Annotated in this window: 19 protein-coding genes; 6 read left to right on the forward strand and 13 right to left on the reverse strand. The window is 49.1% G+C overall.

The annotated features are described in order from the left end of the window. Window positions 1-6 precede the first annotated feature (6 nt). Window positions 7-909 carry a LysR family transcriptional regulator gene (locus ACZ5ZV_RS16430; protein WP_464118254.1) on the reverse strand — a complete coding sequence of 301 codons (903 nt, stop codon included), beginning with the start codon at window positions 907-909 and terminating at the stop codon, window positions 7-9. A 95-nt stretch (window positions 910-1,004) separates the two neighbouring features. On the opposite strand from ACZ5ZV_RS16430, the gene ACZ5ZV_RS16435 reads away from it, so the two are divergent. Together ACZ5ZV_RS16435 and thpR are read left to right on the forward strand one after the other, a co-directional pair. Beyond that, complete coding sequence (locus tag ACZ5ZV_RS16435) at window positions 1,005-1,982, forward strand: TerC family protein (protein WP_464118255.1); 978 nt, start codon at window positions 1,005-1,007, stop codon at window positions 1,980-1,982. A gap of 51 nt (window positions 1,983-2,033) precedes the next feature. Further along, the gene (gene thpR, locus ACZ5ZV_RS16440; RefSeq protein ID WP_464118257.1) at window positions 2,034-2,663 is read left to right on the forward strand and encodes an RNA 2',3'-cyclic phosphodiesterase; all 630 of its coding nucleotides are present in this window, start codon (window positions 2,034-2,036) and stop codon (window positions 2,661-2,663) included. Here the strand turns inward: thpR and ACZ5ZV_RS16445 are convergent. From ACZ5ZV_RS16445 to ACZ5ZV_RS16475, 7 genes are all read right to left on the reverse strand, one after another. Beyond that, window positions 2,613-3,005: a hypothetical protein gene (locus ACZ5ZV_RS16445; RefSeq protein WP_464118258.1), complete on the reverse strand. Its 393-nt coding sequence runs from the start codon at window positions 3,003-3,005 to the stop codon at window positions 2,613-2,615. The genes thpR and ACZ5ZV_RS16445 overlap by 51 nt on opposite strands. Before the next feature lie 175 nt (window positions 3,006-3,180). Beyond that, window positions 3,181-3,705, reverse strand: coding sequence for a NuoI/complex I 23 kDa subunit family protein (locus tag ACZ5ZV_RS16450; protein ID WP_464118259.1), 525 nt, complete (start codon window positions 3,703-3,705; stop codon window positions 3,181-3,183). After that, window positions 3,702-5,282 carry an NADH-quinone oxidoreductase subunit G gene (locus ACZ5ZV_RS16455; protein ID WP_464118260.1) on the reverse strand — a complete coding sequence of 527 codons (1,581 nt, stop codon included), beginning with the start codon at window positions 5,280-5,282 and terminating at the stop codon, window positions 3,702-3,704. Before ACZ5ZV_RS16455 ends, ACZ5ZV_RS16450 begins: the two co-directional genes overlap by 4 nt. After that, on the reverse strand, window positions 5,263-6,555 hold the full coding sequence (gene nuoF / locus ACZ5ZV_RS16460) for an NADH-quinone oxidoreductase subunit NuoF (RefSeq protein WP_464118261.1): 1,293 nt from the start codon (window positions 6,553-6,555) through the stop codon (window positions 5,263-5,265). Before nuoF ends, ACZ5ZV_RS16455 begins: the two co-directional genes overlap by 20 nt. Further along, entirely contained in the window at window positions 6,555-7,028 is a 474-nt protein-coding gene (locus tag ACZ5ZV_RS16465) for a complex I 24 kDa subunit family protein (protein WP_464118262.1), read from the reverse strand. The genes nuoF and ACZ5ZV_RS16465 overlap by 1 nt, the downstream gene beginning before the upstream one ends. Window positions 7,029-7,039: 11 nt before the next feature. Next, a complete protein-coding gene (nuoD, locus tag ACZ5ZV_RS16470; protein ID WP_464118263.1) occupies window positions 7,040-8,722 on the reverse strand; it encodes an NADH dehydrogenase (quinone) subunit D in 1,683 nt (560 codons plus the stop codon). Further along, window positions 8,715-9,203 (reverse strand): NADH-quinone oxidoreductase subunit B, encoded by a 489-nt coding sequence (locus ACZ5ZV_RS16475; protein ID WP_464121429.1) that lies wholly within the window; start codon window positions 9,201-9,203, stop codon window positions 8,715-8,717. The genes nuoD and ACZ5ZV_RS16475 overlap by 8 nt, the downstream gene beginning before the upstream one ends. A 265-nt stretch (window positions 9,204-9,468) precedes the next feature. On the opposite strand from ACZ5ZV_RS16475, the gene ACZ5ZV_RS16480 reads away from it, so the two are divergent. The 4 genes from ACZ5ZV_RS16480 (at window position 9,469) to ACZ5ZV_RS16495 (ending at window position 13,274) form a co-directional block, all read left to right on the forward strand. Further along, the gene (locus ACZ5ZV_RS16480) at window positions 9,469-10,899 is read left to right on the forward strand and encodes a S8 family peptidase (RefSeq protein WP_464118264.1); all 1,431 of its coding nucleotides are present in this window, start codon (window positions 9,469-9,471) and stop codon (window positions 10,897-10,899) included. Window positions 10,900-11,059: 160 nt separating this feature from the next. Further along, window positions 11,060-11,665, forward strand: a complete 606-nt coding sequence (locus tag ACZ5ZV_RS16485; protein WP_464118265.1) for a YceI family protein — start codon at window positions 11,060-11,062, stop codon at window positions 11,663-11,665. A 9-nt stretch (window positions 11,666-11,674) separates the two neighbouring features. Beyond that, window positions 11,675-12,529 (forward strand): MbnB/TglH/ChrH family RiPP precursor modification enzyme, encoded by an 855-nt coding sequence (locus tag ACZ5ZV_RS16490; protein ID WP_464118266.1) that lies wholly within the window; start codon window positions 11,675-11,677, stop codon window positions 12,527-12,529. Further along, window positions 12,498-13,274, forward strand: a complete 777-nt coding sequence (locus tag ACZ5ZV_RS16495) for an HvfC/BufC family peptide modification chaperone (RefSeq protein WP_464118267.1) — start codon at window positions 12,498-12,500, stop codon at window positions 13,272-13,274. The genes ACZ5ZV_RS16490 and ACZ5ZV_RS16495 overlap by 32 nt, the downstream gene beginning before the upstream one ends. Here the strand turns inward: ACZ5ZV_RS16495 and ACZ5ZV_RS16500 are convergent. From ACZ5ZV_RS16500 to ACZ5ZV_RS16520, 5 genes are all read right to left on the reverse strand, one after another. Beyond that, on the reverse strand, window positions 13,268-14,731 hold the full coding sequence (locus tag ACZ5ZV_RS16500; RefSeq protein WP_464118268.1) for a methyl-accepting chemotaxis protein: 1,464 nt from the start codon (window positions 14,729-14,731) through the stop codon (window positions 13,268-13,270). The genes ACZ5ZV_RS16495 and ACZ5ZV_RS16500 overlap by 7 nt on opposite strands. Before the next feature lie 110 nt (window positions 14,732-14,841). Continuing rightward, on the reverse strand, window positions 14,842-15,618 hold the full coding sequence (locus tag ACZ5ZV_RS16505; RefSeq protein ID WP_464118269.1) for a murein L,D-transpeptidase catalytic domain family protein: 777 nt from the start codon (window positions 15,616-15,618) through the stop codon (window positions 14,842-14,844). Between the two features lie 43 nt (window positions 15,619-15,661). After that, window positions 15,662-16,399: a hypothetical protein gene (locus tag ACZ5ZV_RS16510; protein ID WP_464118270.1), complete on the reverse strand. Its 738-nt coding sequence runs from the start codon at window positions 16,397-16,399 to the stop codon at window positions 15,662-15,664. 116 nt (window positions 16,400-16,515) lie between these two features. Next, entirely contained in the window at window positions 16,516-17,793 is a 1,278-nt protein-coding gene (locus tag ACZ5ZV_RS16515) for an ISL3 family transposase (RefSeq protein ID WP_464118183.1), read from the reverse strand. A gap of 461 nt (window positions 17,794-18,254) precedes the next feature. Next, entirely contained in the window at window positions 18,255-18,989 is a 735-nt protein-coding gene (locus ACZ5ZV_RS16520; RefSeq protein ID WP_464118271.1) for a helix-turn-helix domain-containing protein, read from the reverse strand. Window positions 18,990-19,067 lie beyond the last annotated feature (78 nt).

The raw sequence follows: 19,067 nt of genomic DNA on the forward strand, positions 1-19,067 counted from the left end.
TTTCTTTTATAATGAAAACTCTTTCATCAGTTTGGCTGCGATCGGGTTGTCGATCTTGCGATCTGCTGCCATCAGCCAGATCTCTTCGTAGATCCCTTGTAAGGTGCCCAGCACCACCAGCTTCTTTTCTTTGATCAGATCCGCAGCCGCCAACTCGACAATAGGAATTAAACCAACCCCCTCCTGCCCGAGCAACTTTTGCAGACTGGTGTCCTGGGTTTCCGCGATACGATCCACACGAATGCCATTCACCGTGAAATAGTGCTCCAGATCCCGGCGCAACCGACTGTGAATCGTTGGGAAAATAAACGGTTGCCCCTCCAGCGAATGCGGGAATCCCCGACGCAGATGTTTGAACTCCGGTGAAGCACACACCACCACATCCAACTGAGCAATGGATTTGGCATAAACGGTTTGAAAATCCACGTTCGGCGGATAATTGGAAAGCAGAAGATCGATCTGATGAGCACTCAACTCACGCAAGAGATCTCCCCCTGCGCCCTCCAACACTGACACCGCACAATTGCCCTTCTTATAGGCCTGCAAAACCACTTCCAAAATAATCTGCTTGGGCACGCTGTCGAGTGCCCCAATCTGTACATGCACACGATTGTTCTGCAAACGATCCTGCAGAACCTCCACCATCTCAGAGCCCAAACGGAACACCTGATCGGCATACTCAAAGGCAATTCGACCGGCCTCTGTCAAAAACAGCCTTTGCTTGCGTCTTTCAAAAAGATTCTTCCCTAAGGACTCTTCCAGTTGTTTTAATTGGGTACTGAGAGTCGGCTGCCCCATGTTCAGCTTTTCTGCAGCCTTGGCAATGGTCCCTTCTTTGGCGATCACATAGAAGTAATGCAGGTGATGATAGTTCAGCCACTGCATTTGATCATTGATTTTAACGGGCATGCCAAACCTCATTGTTTTTAGCGATTAACTTAATAAAGATTATCTAATTTTTAAAACAACAGGAAGTCTTTATACTGCGCCCTGGAGGTTTAACTGTGAACGAAGTTTTATTATTCCCTTTTGCTGACTATTGGTGGTTCTACGCGGGCTTTATAGCTTTCGTGATCGCTATGCTTGCCCTGGATCTGGGCGTATTTCATAAACACTCACATACGGTGAGTTTCCGCGAGGCCACGATTTGGTCTATCGTTTGGGTCACCATCGCGATGATCTTTAACGCGGGTCTTTACTACTATACCTTGATGCGGTTCCCTGAAAATCCGGGCATTGCCAAGCAGGTGGGGTTAGAGTTCCTCACCGGATATGTGATCGAAAAGTCCCTTTCTATCGATAACATCTTCGTCTTTGTTGTCGTGTTCGGGTTCTTCTCAATCCCCAACAAGTACCAGCACCGCGTGCTCTTCTACGGTATACTGGGAGCCCTTATCTTCCGTGCGATCTTTATCGCCATGGGCTCTGTGTTAATGCAGTATCAAGCTGTGGTTTTGATCTTCGGTATCTTCCTGATCATCACTGGTGTGAAGATGATGTTCCAGCCGGACAAAGAAGTGGATCCTTCTCGAAATTGGCTGATCAAATGGCTTAAAAAGCACATCCCTGTGGCTGACCGCATGCATGAAGACCATTTCTTCATCAAAGAAGATGGCATTAAAAAGGCGACTCCACTGTTCATCGCCCTGGTGTTCCTGGAATTCACGGACATCATCTTTGCGGTGGACTCCGTACCTGCGATCTTCGCAATCACAAAAGAGCCTCTTTTGGTGTTCACATCTAACATCTTTGCGATTCTGGGCCTGCGTTCGCTGTACTTCCTGTTGGCTGGTGTAGTTGATAAGTTCCACCTGCTAAAGTATGGTCTGGCTCTGGTCCTGGTCTTTGTCGGCCTTAAGATGGTATGGCTGAACAAGTTGTTCGGCGGCCACTTCCCGATCGGCATCTCTTTGGCGATTATTTTCACCTTTATCGGTGGCTCAATCGCAGCTTCATTGATGTTCCCAAAGAAAAAAGCTTAACTTATAGACAGACCCCCTAAGAAAAGAGATCATATTCTTAGGGGGTTTTTTATGACTAAAAGACTGTTCCTGGCTCTGAATGCGACCGATCCTTTGGCCGACACCTTTCTGCCGACCCTGAAAAAGCTGAAAATCAATGCTGACCGCCGCGACATGACCGTGAAGTGGGTTCCTGTCGACAACTACCATGTGACTGTCACATTTCTGGGAGAGACTCCGGAAGAAGACATCAGCAAGGTGGCTGAAACTTTGGCGGAAGTCTGCACACGCTTTACCCCGTTTGAACTGAAAATCGAAGACGTTGGAGCCTTCTCTAACGAACACGATGCCCGTGTCTTATGGCTGGGAGTTCAAAATAAAAGGTATCTGGGCGAGTTCAAAGATGCCCTGGATCAGGAACTCGTTGCGAAGAATCTGCTGTCGCAACTGGAAGAGCGAAGCTACTCCCCTCATCTGACCGTGGGGCGCCTGCGCAATCCGCGCAGCGTGAAGGATATGATTTCGCCTTTTAAAAGAAAAAGCTTCGGTAAGATTCAGGTGGATGAAGTTGTATTGTACGAATCTACACTGCAAGGGGCCTTCCCTGTGTACAAACCCCTTGCTCGATGTAAGCTGACCGGAGAAGCCGACTTAGCGGATGGCATTCCCGTAAAGACGGATGTAGATATTGCTATCACGTAGATAGATCGTCACATCACCCCAGTGGCTGCCTTCAACCGTCGGGTGGAAGATCACACGAATCGTGCATCTTTGACCCGGCATCAGAATTTGTGGGCAGTTGGTGTCCACGCGATATGCAAATGACCCATGAATCCCCAACCCACGAATGAACGTGGAATCAGGTCCATTCGCCGTCAAAGTAAAATCCTGAAATCTTGCAGAGTGAACAAATGAAGTTCCGAAGTTGTAGTTAAGATATTGATCCTGAGCTTTTGCCTCAACCGTTAAAGGTTGCACAGTCACATCAGCTAAAGCCAATGCCGGAGCGAAAACCAAAGCCAGAGCCATCAAAAACTTTTTCATAGAATCCCCCTTCTATGACCTAAGTCTGGCAGGTGTGTCGGCGTGCAAGCAAACAAAAAGGGAGTCTTTCGACTCCCTTTTAATGCACTATAGCCAGAAAAAACAACCAGGCACCTTTTAGCGCCTTTTAGCGCCCCGACAACGCAGTCGGATGGGCCTTTTTCATCAGCCGCGCTTAGATGCCGGCTTTGTGGCGTTCTTGGTCGTCTACGTGAGTCAGGATACCGCCTTTTAGGTTTGGACGGTAAGCCAGGTGATTGATGTCGTAGATGAAGTTCGAACCGTTCACACCTGGAGTTTGCCACTCAGGTCCCAAACGGATCGCATCCACTGGACACGCTTCTTCACAGAAACCGCAGAATACGCAGCGAAGAATGTCGATCTCGTAGCTGATCGGGAACTTTTCAACCGTAGGGTCGTTATGTTCCGCCGCCGTGATCTTGATACATTCCGCAGGGCAGTTCGTCGCGCACAACATACAAGCCGTGCAACGCAAAGAACCGTCCTTTTTCACAGTCAGAACGTGATTCCCTTTAAAGCGAGGAGAGTACTCATACTTCTCCTCAGGATAGTTCAGGGTCATCATTTTCTTACGGTTGAACAAGTTCTTCAGCAAGTGCTTCATGGTAACGCCAAGACCACCAAAGATCCCTGGCAAGAACCACTTCGACTTCTCAGAGTTGTTTTGCATTACGCTCATAGACTACCTCTCTTGAACACGAACTCGTTCTTCTTACGAGCTTCCAACGTCACCTGATCTTCACGCTGATTTGTTGGCATGAAAGGACTTACTGTCGTTGGGATAGCCAGATTCTTGCCGACCATCAACAAGGCCGCTTCGGTCAAAGTCAAAGCCTCAGAAACAACTGTCGTTACTTTCTTGAATTTCTGCTCAAGACCCGCATGGTTGATGAACGTGCCGTCTTTTTCCACGAATGTTTTAGTTGGGATCAACCAAACATTGCCAGTCAAAGCCATCAAAGCATCGTGTTTACCCGCTTGCAGCCAGATCAGGTTGTGAGCTTTGGAAAGCTCTTTCACGCGCTCTGCGAAGTCAGGGAATGCGCCCATGTTTTCAGGACCTGCCACAACCACCGTCTTGATCGCACCGCTGGCAATGCCAGAGGAAAGATCAGACCAAGTCGCTGTGATTCCATGCTTTTCCAGAACCTTCAACAAACCTTTCGTGTTCGGGTTCTTGTCTCCGCGAAGAAGCAAGCCATCGAAGCTGTCGAAGGATTCCTTGTTGTTGATCCAGAAGAAGACCTTCTTCGTTTTGAATTCATTCACGAAAGTGGAAACAATCGCATCGAACTCTTCAACTGTGTACTGAGCTGTCAGAACCAACGCCAAAGAGTCACCTTGAGTGTTCTTCAGAACTTCATGGGCACTCTTCGCTGCCGCCCCTGCTGTCATTTCAGACCAGCCGGAAGCATTGCGAACTTGAGCTTTCAACAGACGGTGTTCACGGTTCACAAACTTGTAGATGTCACGACCTTCATCGCACATCCAGTGACCGTTGACCTGTTCGTTGTAAACCGGCTTCACGCGGAAGAAACCTTCCTTGTTGTAGTAAACTTTTACGTTACAACCTGTAGAGCAGCCGTTACATACAGTTTCAGCATCCTTTAGATACCAAACACGCTGACGGAAACGGAAGTCTTTGGAAGTCAAAGCTCCGACCGGACAGATGTCCACTGTATTCAAAGAGTATTTGTTGTCCAATGGCATGCCATCGTGAGTGCCGATTTCAGTGCGGTCACCACGGTTGAACAGACCCAGTTCGTTGGTTTTGGATACTTCCTCAGTGAAACGCACGCAGCGAGAGCACAGGATACATCTTTCAGAATCCAGAACCACGGTCGGACCCAGATCCACAACCTTGTGTTTCTTCTGCTTGTGCTCGGCCATTTCAGGATCGTACTTGCCGTACTCCATGTACTGGTCTTGCAAGCCGCACTCACCTGCTTGGTCACAGATAGGGCAATCCAACGGGTGATTGATCAAGTGGAAGTCCAAGCCCCACTTCACAGCGTCTTTTACTTTCTCAGACGTGTTGTTGATCTTCATGCCCTCAGTCACCATGGTGTTACATGCGATCTGAACACGTGGATTTCCTTCGATCTCCACCATGCAAAGACGACAAACACCGGCAACACTCAAACCTGGGTGCCAGCAATAGTGAGCGATACGATCGCCAGACTGTTGCATGGCTTCGATGATCGACGTGCCTTCTTTTACTTCGACTTCTTTGCCATTAATGGTGCATTTCGGCATATGTCGTTCCTTTTACCTTAGAGCGTCCTTCGCGAACGTAGAATTCAAACTCATCACGGAATTTAGTTACAAAGCTGAGAACCGGCAAAGCCGCTGCATCGGAAAGCGCGCAAATGGTTTTACCTTTCATATTGTCAGCCACTTTGATCAACAAATCGATGTCCTGCAAACGGCCGCGGCCTTCCAGGATCGAATGAAGAACTTTGTTCAGCCAGCCTGTACCTTCACGGCAAGGCGTGCACTGACCACAGGATTCATGGGCATAGAAGTGAGTCAAAACACCCAGCATATCAACCATGCACTGGGAATCGTCGATCACGATCACGGCACCGGAACCAAGCATTGTGCCCAGACCTGCCAAAGATTCATAATCCAGATTGGCTTTGGCCACTTCTTCGGCTGTCAGAACCGGAGCAGAAGAACCACCCGGAATAACTGCTTTCAGTTTGCGGCCTGGCTTCATACCGCCGCCCTCTTTCATGATCAAATCCATCAAAGAGTAACCCAGTGGAACTTCATAGTTCCCCGGAGTCATCACGTTACCGGACAATGAGAACAACTTGGTTCCCGCTGACTTTTCAGTTCCGTGTTTGCGATAGGCCTGAGCGCCATCTTTAATGATATAAGTCACCGCTGCCAACGTTTCCACGTTGTTCACGATGGTTGGCTTTTTCAGATAACCTTGAACCGCCGGGAACGGTGGTTTCAACTTCGGCTGACCTTTCAGGCCTTCCAAAGAAGAGATCATTCCTGTTTCCTCACCGCAGATATAAGCGCCTGCGCCACGGTAAACATCCAGATCGAAATCAAAACCAGAACCCAGGATGTTCTTACCCAAAAGACCTGCAGCGTAAGCTTCTTTGATCGCTTTGTTCAGACATTCGATTGGATAAACGTATTCACCACGAACGTAGATGTAACCTTTGTTGGAACCGATCGCGAAAGCAGAAATGATCATGCCTTCGATCAATTGGTGTGGAGCACGCTCCATCATCATGCGGTCTTTGAATGTTCCAGGCTCACCTTCATCGGCGTTGCAAAGAAGATAACGTGGCTCTCCGTTTTTCGGCAAAAAGCCCCATTTCATTCCTGTCGGGAAACCCGCACCACCGCGACCACGCAATCCCGAAGCTTTCACTTCGTCGATGATCTGCTGAGGTTGCATTTTGAAAGCTTTATGAAGAGTTTCATAACCGCCTTTGGCTTTGTAACCAGCCAAAGTCTGATATTCCGGCAGATGGTAAAACTCTGTAAGCAATTTAACTTCAGACATTATTTCATACCTCTCAGCAGATTCATCGCTGTCTCTGGAGTCAGCTTTTCATGGTAAGTGTCATTCACCTGCATCATCGGCGCAGTTCCGCAGGAACCAAGACATTCAACCTTGGAAACTGTGAAACGACCGTCTGCAGTGACTTCATTGTATTTCACACCCAGTTCATGACAGATGTGGTTTGCCATCTCGCGACCGCCCTCAAGAGCGCAGGAGATGTTCGTGCAAACCTGAACGTGGTACTTACCCACAGGCTTCTGGTTGAACATGGTGTAAAACTTAAAGACTTCATTGATACGCGCCTCTGGAATATCCATCACCTGAGAAAGGTGACGGATAATATCCGGCGTGATGAAGCCGTTGTTTTCTTTTTGAGCAATGTAAAGGCTTGGAATAATAGCGGACTCTTTCGCTTCGTAGCGAGCCAGTTCACTTTTTACTGCAGCCAAGCCAGAATCAGACAATTTAAACATATTCAATATCCTTATCTATCCAGCTCACCAGCAATCAAGTTCATGGAAGCCACCGTTGCAATCGCATCGGCCAACATCGCACCTTTAACCACAGTCGGGAAGGACTGGTAGATTGCAAAGCATGGCGGACGAACTTTCAAACGGTAAGGGTTCGCGGAACCATCGCTGACAAGATAGAAGCCCAACTCTCCATTGGCTGCCTCTGTCGCGTCGTAAACTTCACCCACTGGTGGGCGAAGACCTTTGATGATCAGCATGAAGTGATTCATCAAACCTTCGATGTTGCCGTAAACGTCTTTTTTCTCTGGAAGAACAATTCCCTTGTCGCGGATAGTGTAATCACCACCAGGAACATTTTTGCAGACTTGTTCAATGATACGAACTGACTGACGCATTTCCTCGAAACGAACCAGGTAACGGTCATAGATGTCACCGCTCGTGCCCACTGGAACATCAAAGTCCAAAGCGTCGTAACCATAGTATGGCTGCGCTTTACGCAAATCCAGATTCACACCGCAAGCGCGAAGCATGGGACCTGTGTAACCCCATTGGATCGCGTCTTGAGCAGAAACTGGCAATACATCACGTGTACGCTGAATGAAGATCTTGTTATCAAGAACCATTCCCGCCATTTCATCGGTGCCACGACGGATCTCTTTACAAAGAGCCACAACCTCGTCGAACCAACCTTCCGGAGCGTCCTGAGCCATACCACCAATACGAGTCATGGAGACCGTCAAACGGGCCCCACAAAGCTTCTCGAACAAGCCGTAAACTTTTTCACGCATACCGAACATATAGAAGAAGCCCGTCAAAGCTCCCAAGTCCATCGCACCTGTACCCAGGGCAATTGTGTGGTCAATGATACGGGAAAGTTCCGCCAGGATCACACGCATCGCCTGAGCTTTTGGCGGGATTTCCACGCCCAAAAGTCTTTCAACCGCTTTGCAGTAACCGATGTTGTTCATCGGAGCCGAACAGTAGTTCAGACGGTCTGTGTAAGGGATCACCTGATTGTACGGGTGAGTCTCTGCCATTTTTTCGAAGCAACGGTGCAGGTAACCGATTTCGTTGTTACAACGAACGATCGTCTCGCCGTCCATTTCAGCCATCACACGCAAAGTTCCGTGCATCGCTGTATGGGAAGGACCGATGTTCAATGGAAGATATTTATCATTCAACACATCACCAGGGGATCCTGGTTCATTGTTGAAGTGAATCGGCATGGAAGTCGTGCACGCCTGCTGATGGTTGGCATCGTAGTCCTTACGCAAAGGATGACCGACAAACTGATGGTGAGTCAGGATCTTGCGCAGGTTCGGGTGACCTTCAAAGATGATACCGAACATGTCGTATGCTTCACGTTCAAACCAGTCCGCGCCACGGTAAGCGGGAATTGCAGTACCGATGGACTCCCCCTCGCCCACTTGAGCTTTCACGCGCAAACGGGAGGCATCTTTGGAGTTGAACAGGTTGTAGACCACATCGAAGCGTTTTTCACGGTTCGGATAGTCCGCACCACACACGTCCATCAGGAAGTCAAATTGACCGCTTTCACGAAGGAACAACAAGAGCGCCGGAGCGTCTTCCTTAGGAACTTCAATCACGTCATCGCCAACAGCGTGAGTGAACTTGAAGTTCTCAATTTTAAATTTGCCAGCCAGAAGCTGTTTCAGATTTTCAAGCTTATTCATATGGGCTCTTCCAGTTGTCTTTCCAAGGACGAGGTTGATGAGTCGCAATCATACGTTGCAAAGCCATGATACCGTCCATCACCGCTTCTGGTGTCGGAGGGCAACCTGGGATGTAAACGTCAACAGGGATCACCTTATCCACGCCCTGAAGAACGTGATAAGCGCGATAGAAACCACCGGAGCTTGCACAAGCTCCCATGGAGATCACGTATTTAGGCTCCAGCATCTGCTGATAGATGCGCACAATAACCGGTGCCATCTTTTCAGTGATTGTTCCGGCAACGACAAGCAAGTCCGCCTGACGAGGAGAGAAACGAGCCACCTCTGCACCGAAACGAGCCAAGTCATACTTGGGACCCATCACGGACATGAATTCAATACCGCAACAAGCAGTACCGTATGGCATTGGCCACAAAGAGTTTTTTCTTCCCCACGCAACTATGGCGTCTAGTTTTGACGTGAAAGCAAAACCTCGTGACATATCATCTACAGCTTGGGTCCCGGTCATCCCGTCGTGGGATACCAAGCCCTGCACTTGATCGTTGTGCATAAATACACCTCTGCAATTTCATTTAGCTATCATTAAGTAGTTACTGAAAAACCGTAATCCTGACAACTAGATATGTATTATGGGACGCTCCACGGATTTCTTCAACGCACCCCCCCCCAAAGGAGGCCAAATGAAATTGATTCTCCTGTCGTTTAACCACAGACTTTAGACTCAACAAATTTAGGAGAAAACTCACATGAGGAAGATGGCATTGTACGTTGCTTCGGCCCTTCTTGCGGTGGCAGGTTTGTCTGGCGAAATGGCTTTGGCGAATCCGAAAACCCAAGATTTGCTTATTAAACTGGCACCAGGCTTCGTAGAATTGGAAATTCAAGGCGCAAAAGTCGAAAAACTGAGCGAATCATGGGTTCGTGTTCAAGCTCCCCGCCGTATGAGCCTTCTGTCCTTGGAGAAAAATCCAGCCGTCGAGTACATCCAACCGAACTATAAAGTCTCTTTGCTAGAAGACTATCGTATTGAAGACCCTCTGCGCCGTGCCGCTTTGGCCAAGATGCTTTCTAGAAATCCTCAGCTTCGCGCGGCTGCTCGCCAAGACAACCCAGCGATTCCTGACGCTCCGCAAACAACAACTGGTGCTGATCCTTTGTTCAGTAAACAATGGGGCATGCTGGACATCGGTGTGGTGGATGCCTGGAAAGTGACCAAAGGAAACCCTGAAATGGTCGTGGCCGTGATCGACACGGGCGTGGACTACACTCACGAAGACCTGCTGCCGAATCTATGGAGAAACGCTGGCGAAATCCCGAACAACGGCATCGATGACGACAACAACGGTTATATTGACGACGTCATCGGCTGGGACTTTGTCGGAAATGACAATAAGCCCTATGACCTTGCTGTGGACACCCTGGATGGCTTGTTCAAAGGCGGAAACCCTGGCCACGGAACTCACTGTGCCGGCAACGTGGCCGCGCGTGGCGACAATGGTTTGGGTGTTGCGGGTGTGGCTCCGAACGTGAAAATCATGTCTTTGCGTTTCATCGGCATGACTGGCGGCGGAACAACAGCTGATGCGATCAAATCCATTCGCTACGCCGTGGATAACGGTGCGAAAATCATGAACAACTCCTGGGGCTCCGAAGGTGAAGAACCGGGTGCTCCAGAAAATCAGGCTTTGCGCGACGCTGTTCAATACGCTCAAGACAAAGGCGTTCTGTTTGTAGCAGCCGCGGGCAACGGCCACCGAGGCGTGGGCTACGATAACGACACCGACAATCTTCCGGCTTATCCCGCTTCTTACGATCACGACATCATCATTTCTGTTGCGGCATTGGATTCTTCCGACCGCTTGGGCTCTTTCTCAAACTGGGGCCGCCGTGCAGTGGATATCGGCGCACCGGGCGTGAAAGTTTTCTCGACTGTGGTTGCACAAGGTTACAGCGACACGGTGATTGACAAGTTCGGCTTCAAAGCCACATGGGATGGCACCTCCATGGCAGCCCCTCATGTTGCTGGAGCCGCCGCACTTTACTGGTCAGCGCACCCGGAAAAGACATGGCAGGAAGTCAAAGCTGCCATCATCGGATCTGCCAGAAAGATCCCGGCCCTGGAAAACAAATCTGTTTCCGGCGGCAAACTGGATGTTAAATCTTTGATGAACTACTAAGACGATCAAGCCCGGTGAAAGCCGGGCTTTTTTTTTGATTTGTTCACCTCTGCCAAATGGCAACTTTCGAAGTGATCAATTTTAAGTTTGCAGCATCTTAATTTGTAAATCTCCTCTTCTTCCCAAACAGTAGAACGTGCAATCAACTGAAAGGATCTGTATGCGCATTCTACTTTACTCTGCTATTGCGACCTCTTTCGTGGCGAGCTCCGCCTTCGCCGCAAAATACGAAATCGACAAGGCCCACACACATGTTTCCTTCACAGCTCCTCACCTGGTGGTTTCCAAAGTCAAAGGACGCTTCCATCAGGTTGCTGGAGCCTTTGATTTCGATGAAACCTCCATGAAACTTCAGGACGTCGATATCACGATCAAGACAGCTTCCCTGAACACCGAAGAGGCCGATCGCGACAAGCACCTGAAAAGCCCGGACTTCTTTGATGTCACCAAATTTCCGGATATGACTTTCAAAAGTACCAAAGTGGAGTACGAAAAAGGAAAGCCCGAGAAAGTGGAAGGCGAGCTGACCATTCGCGGAATCACCAAGAAGGTGACTCTGGAAGTCGACTATAAAGGAGCCGTGACAGACCCTTGGGGCAACCGCGTGGTCGCCTTCGATGCGGAAACCAAAGTCAACCGCAAGGATTTCGGCATGGTCTGGAATAAGGCCATGGACAAGGGCGGCTTTGTCGTCGGTGATGACATCAAGATTGAGATTGAAGGCGAAGCAAAGCTGGCCTCTTCCGCCGTTCCTAAGAAAAAATAGGGGCCGTTCATGAGCAATTCATCTTTTTCCCATAAAGTGGGGATGGGCTTACGCCCACCTCATTTTTCTTACCTGGAGCAGCGACCTGTCACCGAAGTCGCGTGGTTCGAGGCACAGACCGAAACATACATTCATACGCAGGGCCGGTCGCTGGAAATGCTGCAAACCATCCGGCAGGACTATCCTTTGGCTCTGCATGGGATCTCGATGAATATAGGATCACCTGAAGGCATTCGTGTGGACTACCTTCAGGGACTGCGCGAGCTGATTGAACGCGTGGAACCTTTCATAGTGTCGGACCACATGTCCTGGAATTCTGTTTCCGGACAGAATCTGCACACTGTTCTGCCACTACCTTTCACCGAAGACAGCTTGGACACCTTGGTCAATAATATCGATTTCGTTCAGAACTTTCTGCGCCGCCCGTTGGTGTTGGAGAATATCTCGACCTACATCAGTTACACCCACAACAATATGAATGAGTGGGATTTCGTCACCGAGGTCAGCCGTCGCTCCGGGTGCGCTCTGCTTTTGGATTTGAATAATGTCTATGTAAATTCCCACAACCAGGGGTTCGATCCCAAATACTACATCAATCACATTCCCCTGGAACGAGTGGCGCAAATTCATCTGTCCGGCCCCAGCAATTACGGTGGACTGCTATACGACAGCCATTCGCAAGAGATCCCCGATCAAGTTTGGGACCTGTTCCGTCTGCTGGCTCCACAGATCCGCCACCTGCCCACTTTGATTGAAAGAAACGAAGACATTCCGAACTTCCGCGAACTGGAAGTCGAAGTGATGAAAGCTGTTCATATACTGGAGAACTCCTATGAAGCTGAGCGAAATACAGAGTCTGTTTAAACGAAATCTGATGATCCCGGAAGCAGACCCCCGAGAGCTGCACAATCTAAGTCCCGTAGGAAAGCTGACCCTGGAGCAGGCTTTTCAGATCTATCATCGCGGCTACATCAATCGCCTGACACAGTCTTTGAAAGGCACCTTTGAAGCCGTCGCCTGGGTGCTGGGCGAAGCTCTGTTTGCAGAGCTGTGTCGGCATTACATAGAAGCGCAACCCTCTGTGTCCTACAATCTGTCGGTCTATGGGGAAACCTTCCCGGGCTTTATAAAAGATTCAGCCACCACCAAAGGAATCTCTTTCTTGTCTGACTTGGCACGCTTTGAATGGACCTATAAAGAAGTGTTGGAGGCCCCGACCCCGGAGCCTTTACCCATCGAGCAAATTCGGGAACTGTTAAGTCAGGAGGACGTTCACATCGGAATGATTGAAGGCATGCGAGTCTTCAGCAGCGATTATTCTGTTCAGGATATCTGGAAATGTCGCAAAGATCCGGCCTACATGTTCGAAGATATCAACTGGTCCGTGCCCGAACATCTTTTGATCTACAAAAAACAACAGCGCGTGCAGACTCAGCGACTTTCCAAGGCTGAAGCCCTCGTTCTTCAGGAACTGCAGGAAGGGGCTTCATTGGCTGAAGCTTTCAGTCATCATGCCAATGAGTTGAGCCCTGAGAAAATCACTTCTCTTATCGAAATGATGATGAGAAATGGAATTATCGCCGACGTGACGCCGGCGGAATCCTATTGAGCCTTGGCCGATTTCCCAATCACCTCGGTCGCCATGCTGGTGACCATCTGTTGCAAGGTGCTGGCTTGGGCCGACATTTCTTCGGATGTCGCGGCAGTTTCCTCTGCCGCGGCTGAAAATGCCTGGGTTTGCCGCTCTAATGAACCCATGGCTTCGTGAATGGAACGAATACCTTCAGACTGATGTGCTGTCGTTTCAGAGATCTCCTGATTCAGGATGTTCACTTTCTGAACGGAGCTGACAATACCATCCAGAACCTGGTCGCTTTTTTCCGCCAGTTGCAAAGAAACTTCCATTTGCGTCACATTATTGGTGATCACTGTTTTGACTTCCTTGGCTGCTTCGGCAGACTTCAACGCCAAAGAGCGTACCGCCTCTGCAACAACAGCGAAGCCCTTCCCTTGCTCTCCTGCCCGGGCGGCCTCCACGGCGGCATTGAGAGCCAGCAGATTTGTCTGGAAGGCGATGTCGTCGATAATGTTCATAGCCGAAGTGATTTCTTCAGAGATCTTGGCCATGACATTGATGGATTCAATCAGGCGCTTGACCTCCTGCGCCCCTTGCGAAGCTCCCTGCTCAGAATTTTTTGCAAGTTCGGCAGCTTCACGGGCCCGCCCCTGATTGGCCTGAACGATATCATTCACACTTTTTATAGAGCTTAGAGTTTCTTCAATACGAGCCGCAGATTCCACCGCCCCTTGCGCCACATTTTGTCCGGCGCTGGAAAGCATATTGGATGCCTCCAGAACCTGTTGACTGGCACCGTGAGTTTCATTCACCGTGCGAGCCAGGAAGTTCATCAGGCGACCCGCAAAGACAAAGAACAGACCAAACGCCAAAACAGAGGCCGCAGAAAAACCAATCAACACCTTGTTGCGAAACGAAGAGATGGCCGCCTCGACGACATCCACATAGACGCCGCTGCCGACCACCCACTGCCACGGAGCGAAGTTGCGCACAAAGCTGATTTTCGGCTCCGGATTTGGTGAACCCGGTTTGGGCCACAAATAAGGCACAAACCCTTCTCCTTCCTTGGCCTTGGCTTTTTCAGCGAAGGCTACGAACAAACGAAACCCGTTGGGGTCTTTAAAATCACTCAGGTCCTTGCCGTTGAGTTCAGGCTTAAAAGGATGCATTAACATCGTTGGATGCAAATCATTAATCCAGAAGTATTCATTGCCGTTATAACGAAGTTTGGAAACTGCCAGCAAAGCCTGCTTTTGTGCTTCTTCCACAGAAAGTACTTTTTGCTCTGACAACTCATGATAGTGAGCCAGAACTTTCGAGGCGATATCCACCGTGCTACGAATGGCCACACGACGATCCTCGTACATGCTTTCACGCACCAAAGGCAGTACATAAAACAGGACTATAGCCCAGAGCGGAATTAGCGCCGCAATCAAAAGGGCCAGGGTTTTATAACGATAGCTGCGTGTTTTCCAAAGGCGATTCAGCATAGACTCATACTCCTGTAGTAGACCGTCAGGAGACTCTTCGGAAGACTTAATAGTTACTGAATATATCTCAACGTTTTATGAGGAAGATTTTGGATCCCATGTGACCCAAATCAGTCCGTTCCGCCACCTTCGCCTGGGTTTCTCCGGGTATTCACCCCCGGAGGTATGATCTCATCTCCGAACAACGACTGTTCAGAAGGATAGCGTCGAGAGTATGCTATCAGGTCCTTGTGATAGGACAGCAGGATGCTGCCATTTTGAAGAGTATTGATCAGGTACTGCACATGCTCCAGTCCCACGGCAAAACACCCTTCGCTCCACCCCAAGCGCCCATTGCGCAGAATAAAGTCCTCGCTGACATAGGTCGCCCCGTGCAGAACGATATTGCGAATGCGAGAGTTGTTGTTCGATCGATCGATACCATCCAGATAAAGGGAAAGTCCGTTCTTGCTACTTAGATAAGTTCCCTTGGCATAGTAAAATCCCAGGGAGCTTTTCCAGGAATCCGGCAGATTTGAAAAGCTGCGCGTTTCTAAAATTCCGGAACGAATCCCGTGGGCCACATGGAAACGTTCAACACGCCCGCTTCGCAGATTCAGCAAATAAAGACGCTTTTCCACAGAGGGCCGGGAGTAATCCACCAGCACGGCATAATCGGTGTTAGGAATGCGCCCTTCATTGTAGTCAAACATGCGAAAAATCAGATCCAACGGTTCACGAGGCACATACTGCTCCAGCAAGACATCAAATAGCAGTCGTCCCCCAGCCACACGACGGTTGTACATGGACTCGGCATAACTGGAGGAGGCGAAGAACATCGTCACAAACGCAAGAACAACCAGAACACCTGAGATGAGTTTTGAGTGATTTTTTTCCGAGTAATTCATTCCTCCACTGTCGAGGCAGAAGCAAACATCGGCAAATTAAGAATCAGAAAGAGTCGGACGAGGGCCAAGGGATATAGGGAACATCCTGACAGACAATCGGCAAAGCATCGGCTTGCAAAGGAGCCGCCGCTGCATCAATTTCAGCAGATTCCTGAAGAAGAAGTATGTGCGATCTCAAAACAATACGGGAAAGATATTCACTCGACACTTTGTTCAGAGCCTTGGACTTTGCCGCATGCACTGGTGTCAAAGCGGCCATGCGACGAATAGATTCCAGAATGTGTTTCACCATGCAGTTGTACCGGGGCTTTTGATCCAGCTCTTTGATCTGCGCATCTGCAAAGTGCGCCAAGGTCCCATAGGCTTTGGCTTTGTAAAGTTCCAGAAGTCGATCTTTGATACCTTCCACATCCGGACGACGATAATTGTGCAAAGAATCTTTACCGTCAGGATGGCGCGCCTGGAATTTCGGAGTCTCTGACATGGAAATAAAATCCTGACACAAAATGGGAATACCAGCCGCCTGATAAGGGGCGGCCCAGGCATCCGCAAACGGCACAGCCACGACAAGCTTGCGCTCCATCCAGATTAATTTGTCAGAAACAATTTTGCTTTTGCCGTTGGAAAGACGCGCATACAAGGACTTGCGCTCTTGATTCAGATCCATCGCCTCGCGAATGTGTTCAGACAAGCAAGGTCGCACATCCCGAAGCCCAGCCCCTGCCGCCACAGGCAATAAAGAAAGACCCAGCAATGAAAGCAAAGTCACCAAAATCCGCATGAGAAGCTATATACCACACCCCACGTTCCCCCTGAGTCAAAGGAACGCCCCCATGAAAAAAAGCCCCACCCGTCAAATCCCTAAACAAGCGAGCCGGTCTTTCTTCTTTTTGTGGGTTAAGCCGGTTGGTTATAAAGCCAACTTAATGCGTATTTAGAGTTCAAGTACCCGCACTTTTGCATGATTTTTAAAGCAAAGTAGCTCATGTCTTTGTAGCCATATGCCACCCATTTTAAGGTTTTTATAGCTCGATTTATGCCCTCCGACACCCCAGAAGTTAGACGATGAACAAAGTACGCCGTAAATTCGGGTCTATCTAGAAGGCTCCAAAAGTACTTAGCTAAATACTTTGCTCCAATCATTTCGCTCCACTCATAGCACAAAGTAAGTTCATTCATGGCATCATCTGGAGTTCCACAAATATCGAACATCCTGTGAAAGCGCTCTTTGATCATCTCAAGCTGCCCAACAATTCTATTTTCTCCCATGACCTTCATAATGAGCTCCCTATCATGCGTTGATCTGTTATTCGCTTTGGTGATGTAAAGGTATTTATACTTTCCGCTGAGATAGCCGTGGTCGGAGATCTTTTGTGTTTTAGTCCAGACCTCTCTTCGCTCTTGGTTCAGAGTCTCGTTGAAAGACTGAACTAAGTGAAAACGATCCCAAACAATATCTGCAGTTGGGCAGTACTGCCGGACACTCTCAGCATAGCCACGATGTTGATCGCAGGTGACGACTTTGATGCGTTGACAGGCCTCTGGGCCGATCATTTCAAAGAAGGTGTCCAGAGCTTCTTTGCGTCTGGAAGTACTGACCCAGATTACTTTGTGAGTTCGGTGATCAATTATCACAGTTAAAAACAGATCATCTCGACCTTCCCCCTCTTTGAGTTGGGCAGTACCGCGAGCGTAAACTTCGTCAACAGAGATATGAGTGACTTCGGGAATGGAGTATCCCTGCAGCAGCCTCTGTAAAATATGTTTGTCGACTTTATAGCAGGCCATTTTATCGACAGATTCAAGTTTTGAGACTTGTAAGACCGTTGTAACCTCAGAAAGGCGACTGATCCACCAAGCTAGTTCCATCGTGATATGTGGGCTTGTGGGGCAAAGAAAGTCAATCCACTCACTGCGAACTTTTTTACAGTTATGGCACTCTCGTTTTTCTCGAAAAAATCCTACAGAGACAGTCCACCCGAATGCTCTAAGATGTTTCGCAGAAACCCAGTATCGATCATGCATGGCCCCAAGTTCTTCTCCACAGACATTGCAAAGTCGTTTCCGCGAGGTTTCAGACTCTAAAATTAGCTCCATGTGTTGTCGGAAACGAAATTCTTTGATGTCTTTAACAGAAAATCCTTGAAAGGATCTGAAACAATGAGGAATGTACATCTGAAGCCTCGGCTCTTTGTGTTGTCGTATTGATATTGCGTAGTAACAAAATCAAAACAGACAAATGCACAGAAAGCAGGGGCTTTTTTATTTTAGCGCGTAGGCTGTGGGTAAGTGCCTTTAAAAAGGGATCTCCGGCAGGCAGGATGCCTGCGCCCGCCTACTGGCGGGCAAGAAGCCGGCTGAGCCTGGATGGCGTATCCCGTTTAAAGGGACTTATCCACAGCCGACCCACTTATTTTAGAAAGATCCCAAGCGAGCTGCCAAAGGCAGCAAGCCCTCGCCCCCACCAGCGAGCTGCCAAAGGCAGCAAGCCCACCCACAACCGGGAACCAAGGTCGGTCAAAACGGTCCATATCCAAGGCGGAGGGGTCCCGCTGAAGCGGAGGCGTGCTCCAAGCACGTCGGAGCGAAAGCGGTCCCCCGACAACGCAGGAGATGGGCCGTTTTCACCGACCGCCCTAGTCTTTTTTCTTGATGGCTCCCATGTAGGAATACTGCCACGGCCTAAACGCCAGCAAAACCCCCGTATCCACCACCGACACATTGTGCTCGATTTCGTAGCGGGACTCTTCCTGCATATCCATCATCAGGCGTTCCAGTTTGGCCTTGTACTTGGCCAGCGTGGGCGTGCTGATCTTAATCAGGGTGAAGCGAATATAATCTTCCGGGCGGAAATCATAATTCAGATAGTTGGATTTGGTTTGATCAAACAGAGCTTTCCCGACAGGTCCATCCCGGCGGAAGCGCAAAAAGCCCTGACGTTTCAGCTTCACTTTGTCGCGTGGATGCAGTTCGATCAGATTCAGACGATCCAGCTGGAGCAGATATTTTTTCGATTCGGAACTGGGAATCTGATATTCCTTTTCAATCTTCAGCGGCGTTTTTCCTTCCTGCAACATCATATAGTAATGCAGCAGGCGCGCATTTTCCGCCAAAGCCTTTTCCTGCTCATCACTGAGGATCATGGGCTGGTTGGCCTCTTCCAAATTCGCGGACTTGACGATCTCAGAAAAGCTCAGGTCCGCAATGCGGCAGATCTCTTCCAGCCTTTCAAGGCTGAGACTTTTGCTGGAAAGGATTCTTTTAACGCTAGACTCACTCAAGTCCAGCGCCTTAGCGAGATCTCTATATAGAATGTTCTTCGCTTTTAAGGATCGTTTTAAGGCATTCAAAAACTGGTCAACTTGTGACATCTCAACCTCCAAAACCAGAGTATCGTATATCAATACCTCAAGCAAGGGTATTGAATATTAGGACCACTTTGCCGATCC

This window comes from Bdellovibrio sp. HAGR004, assembly GCF_055397015.1.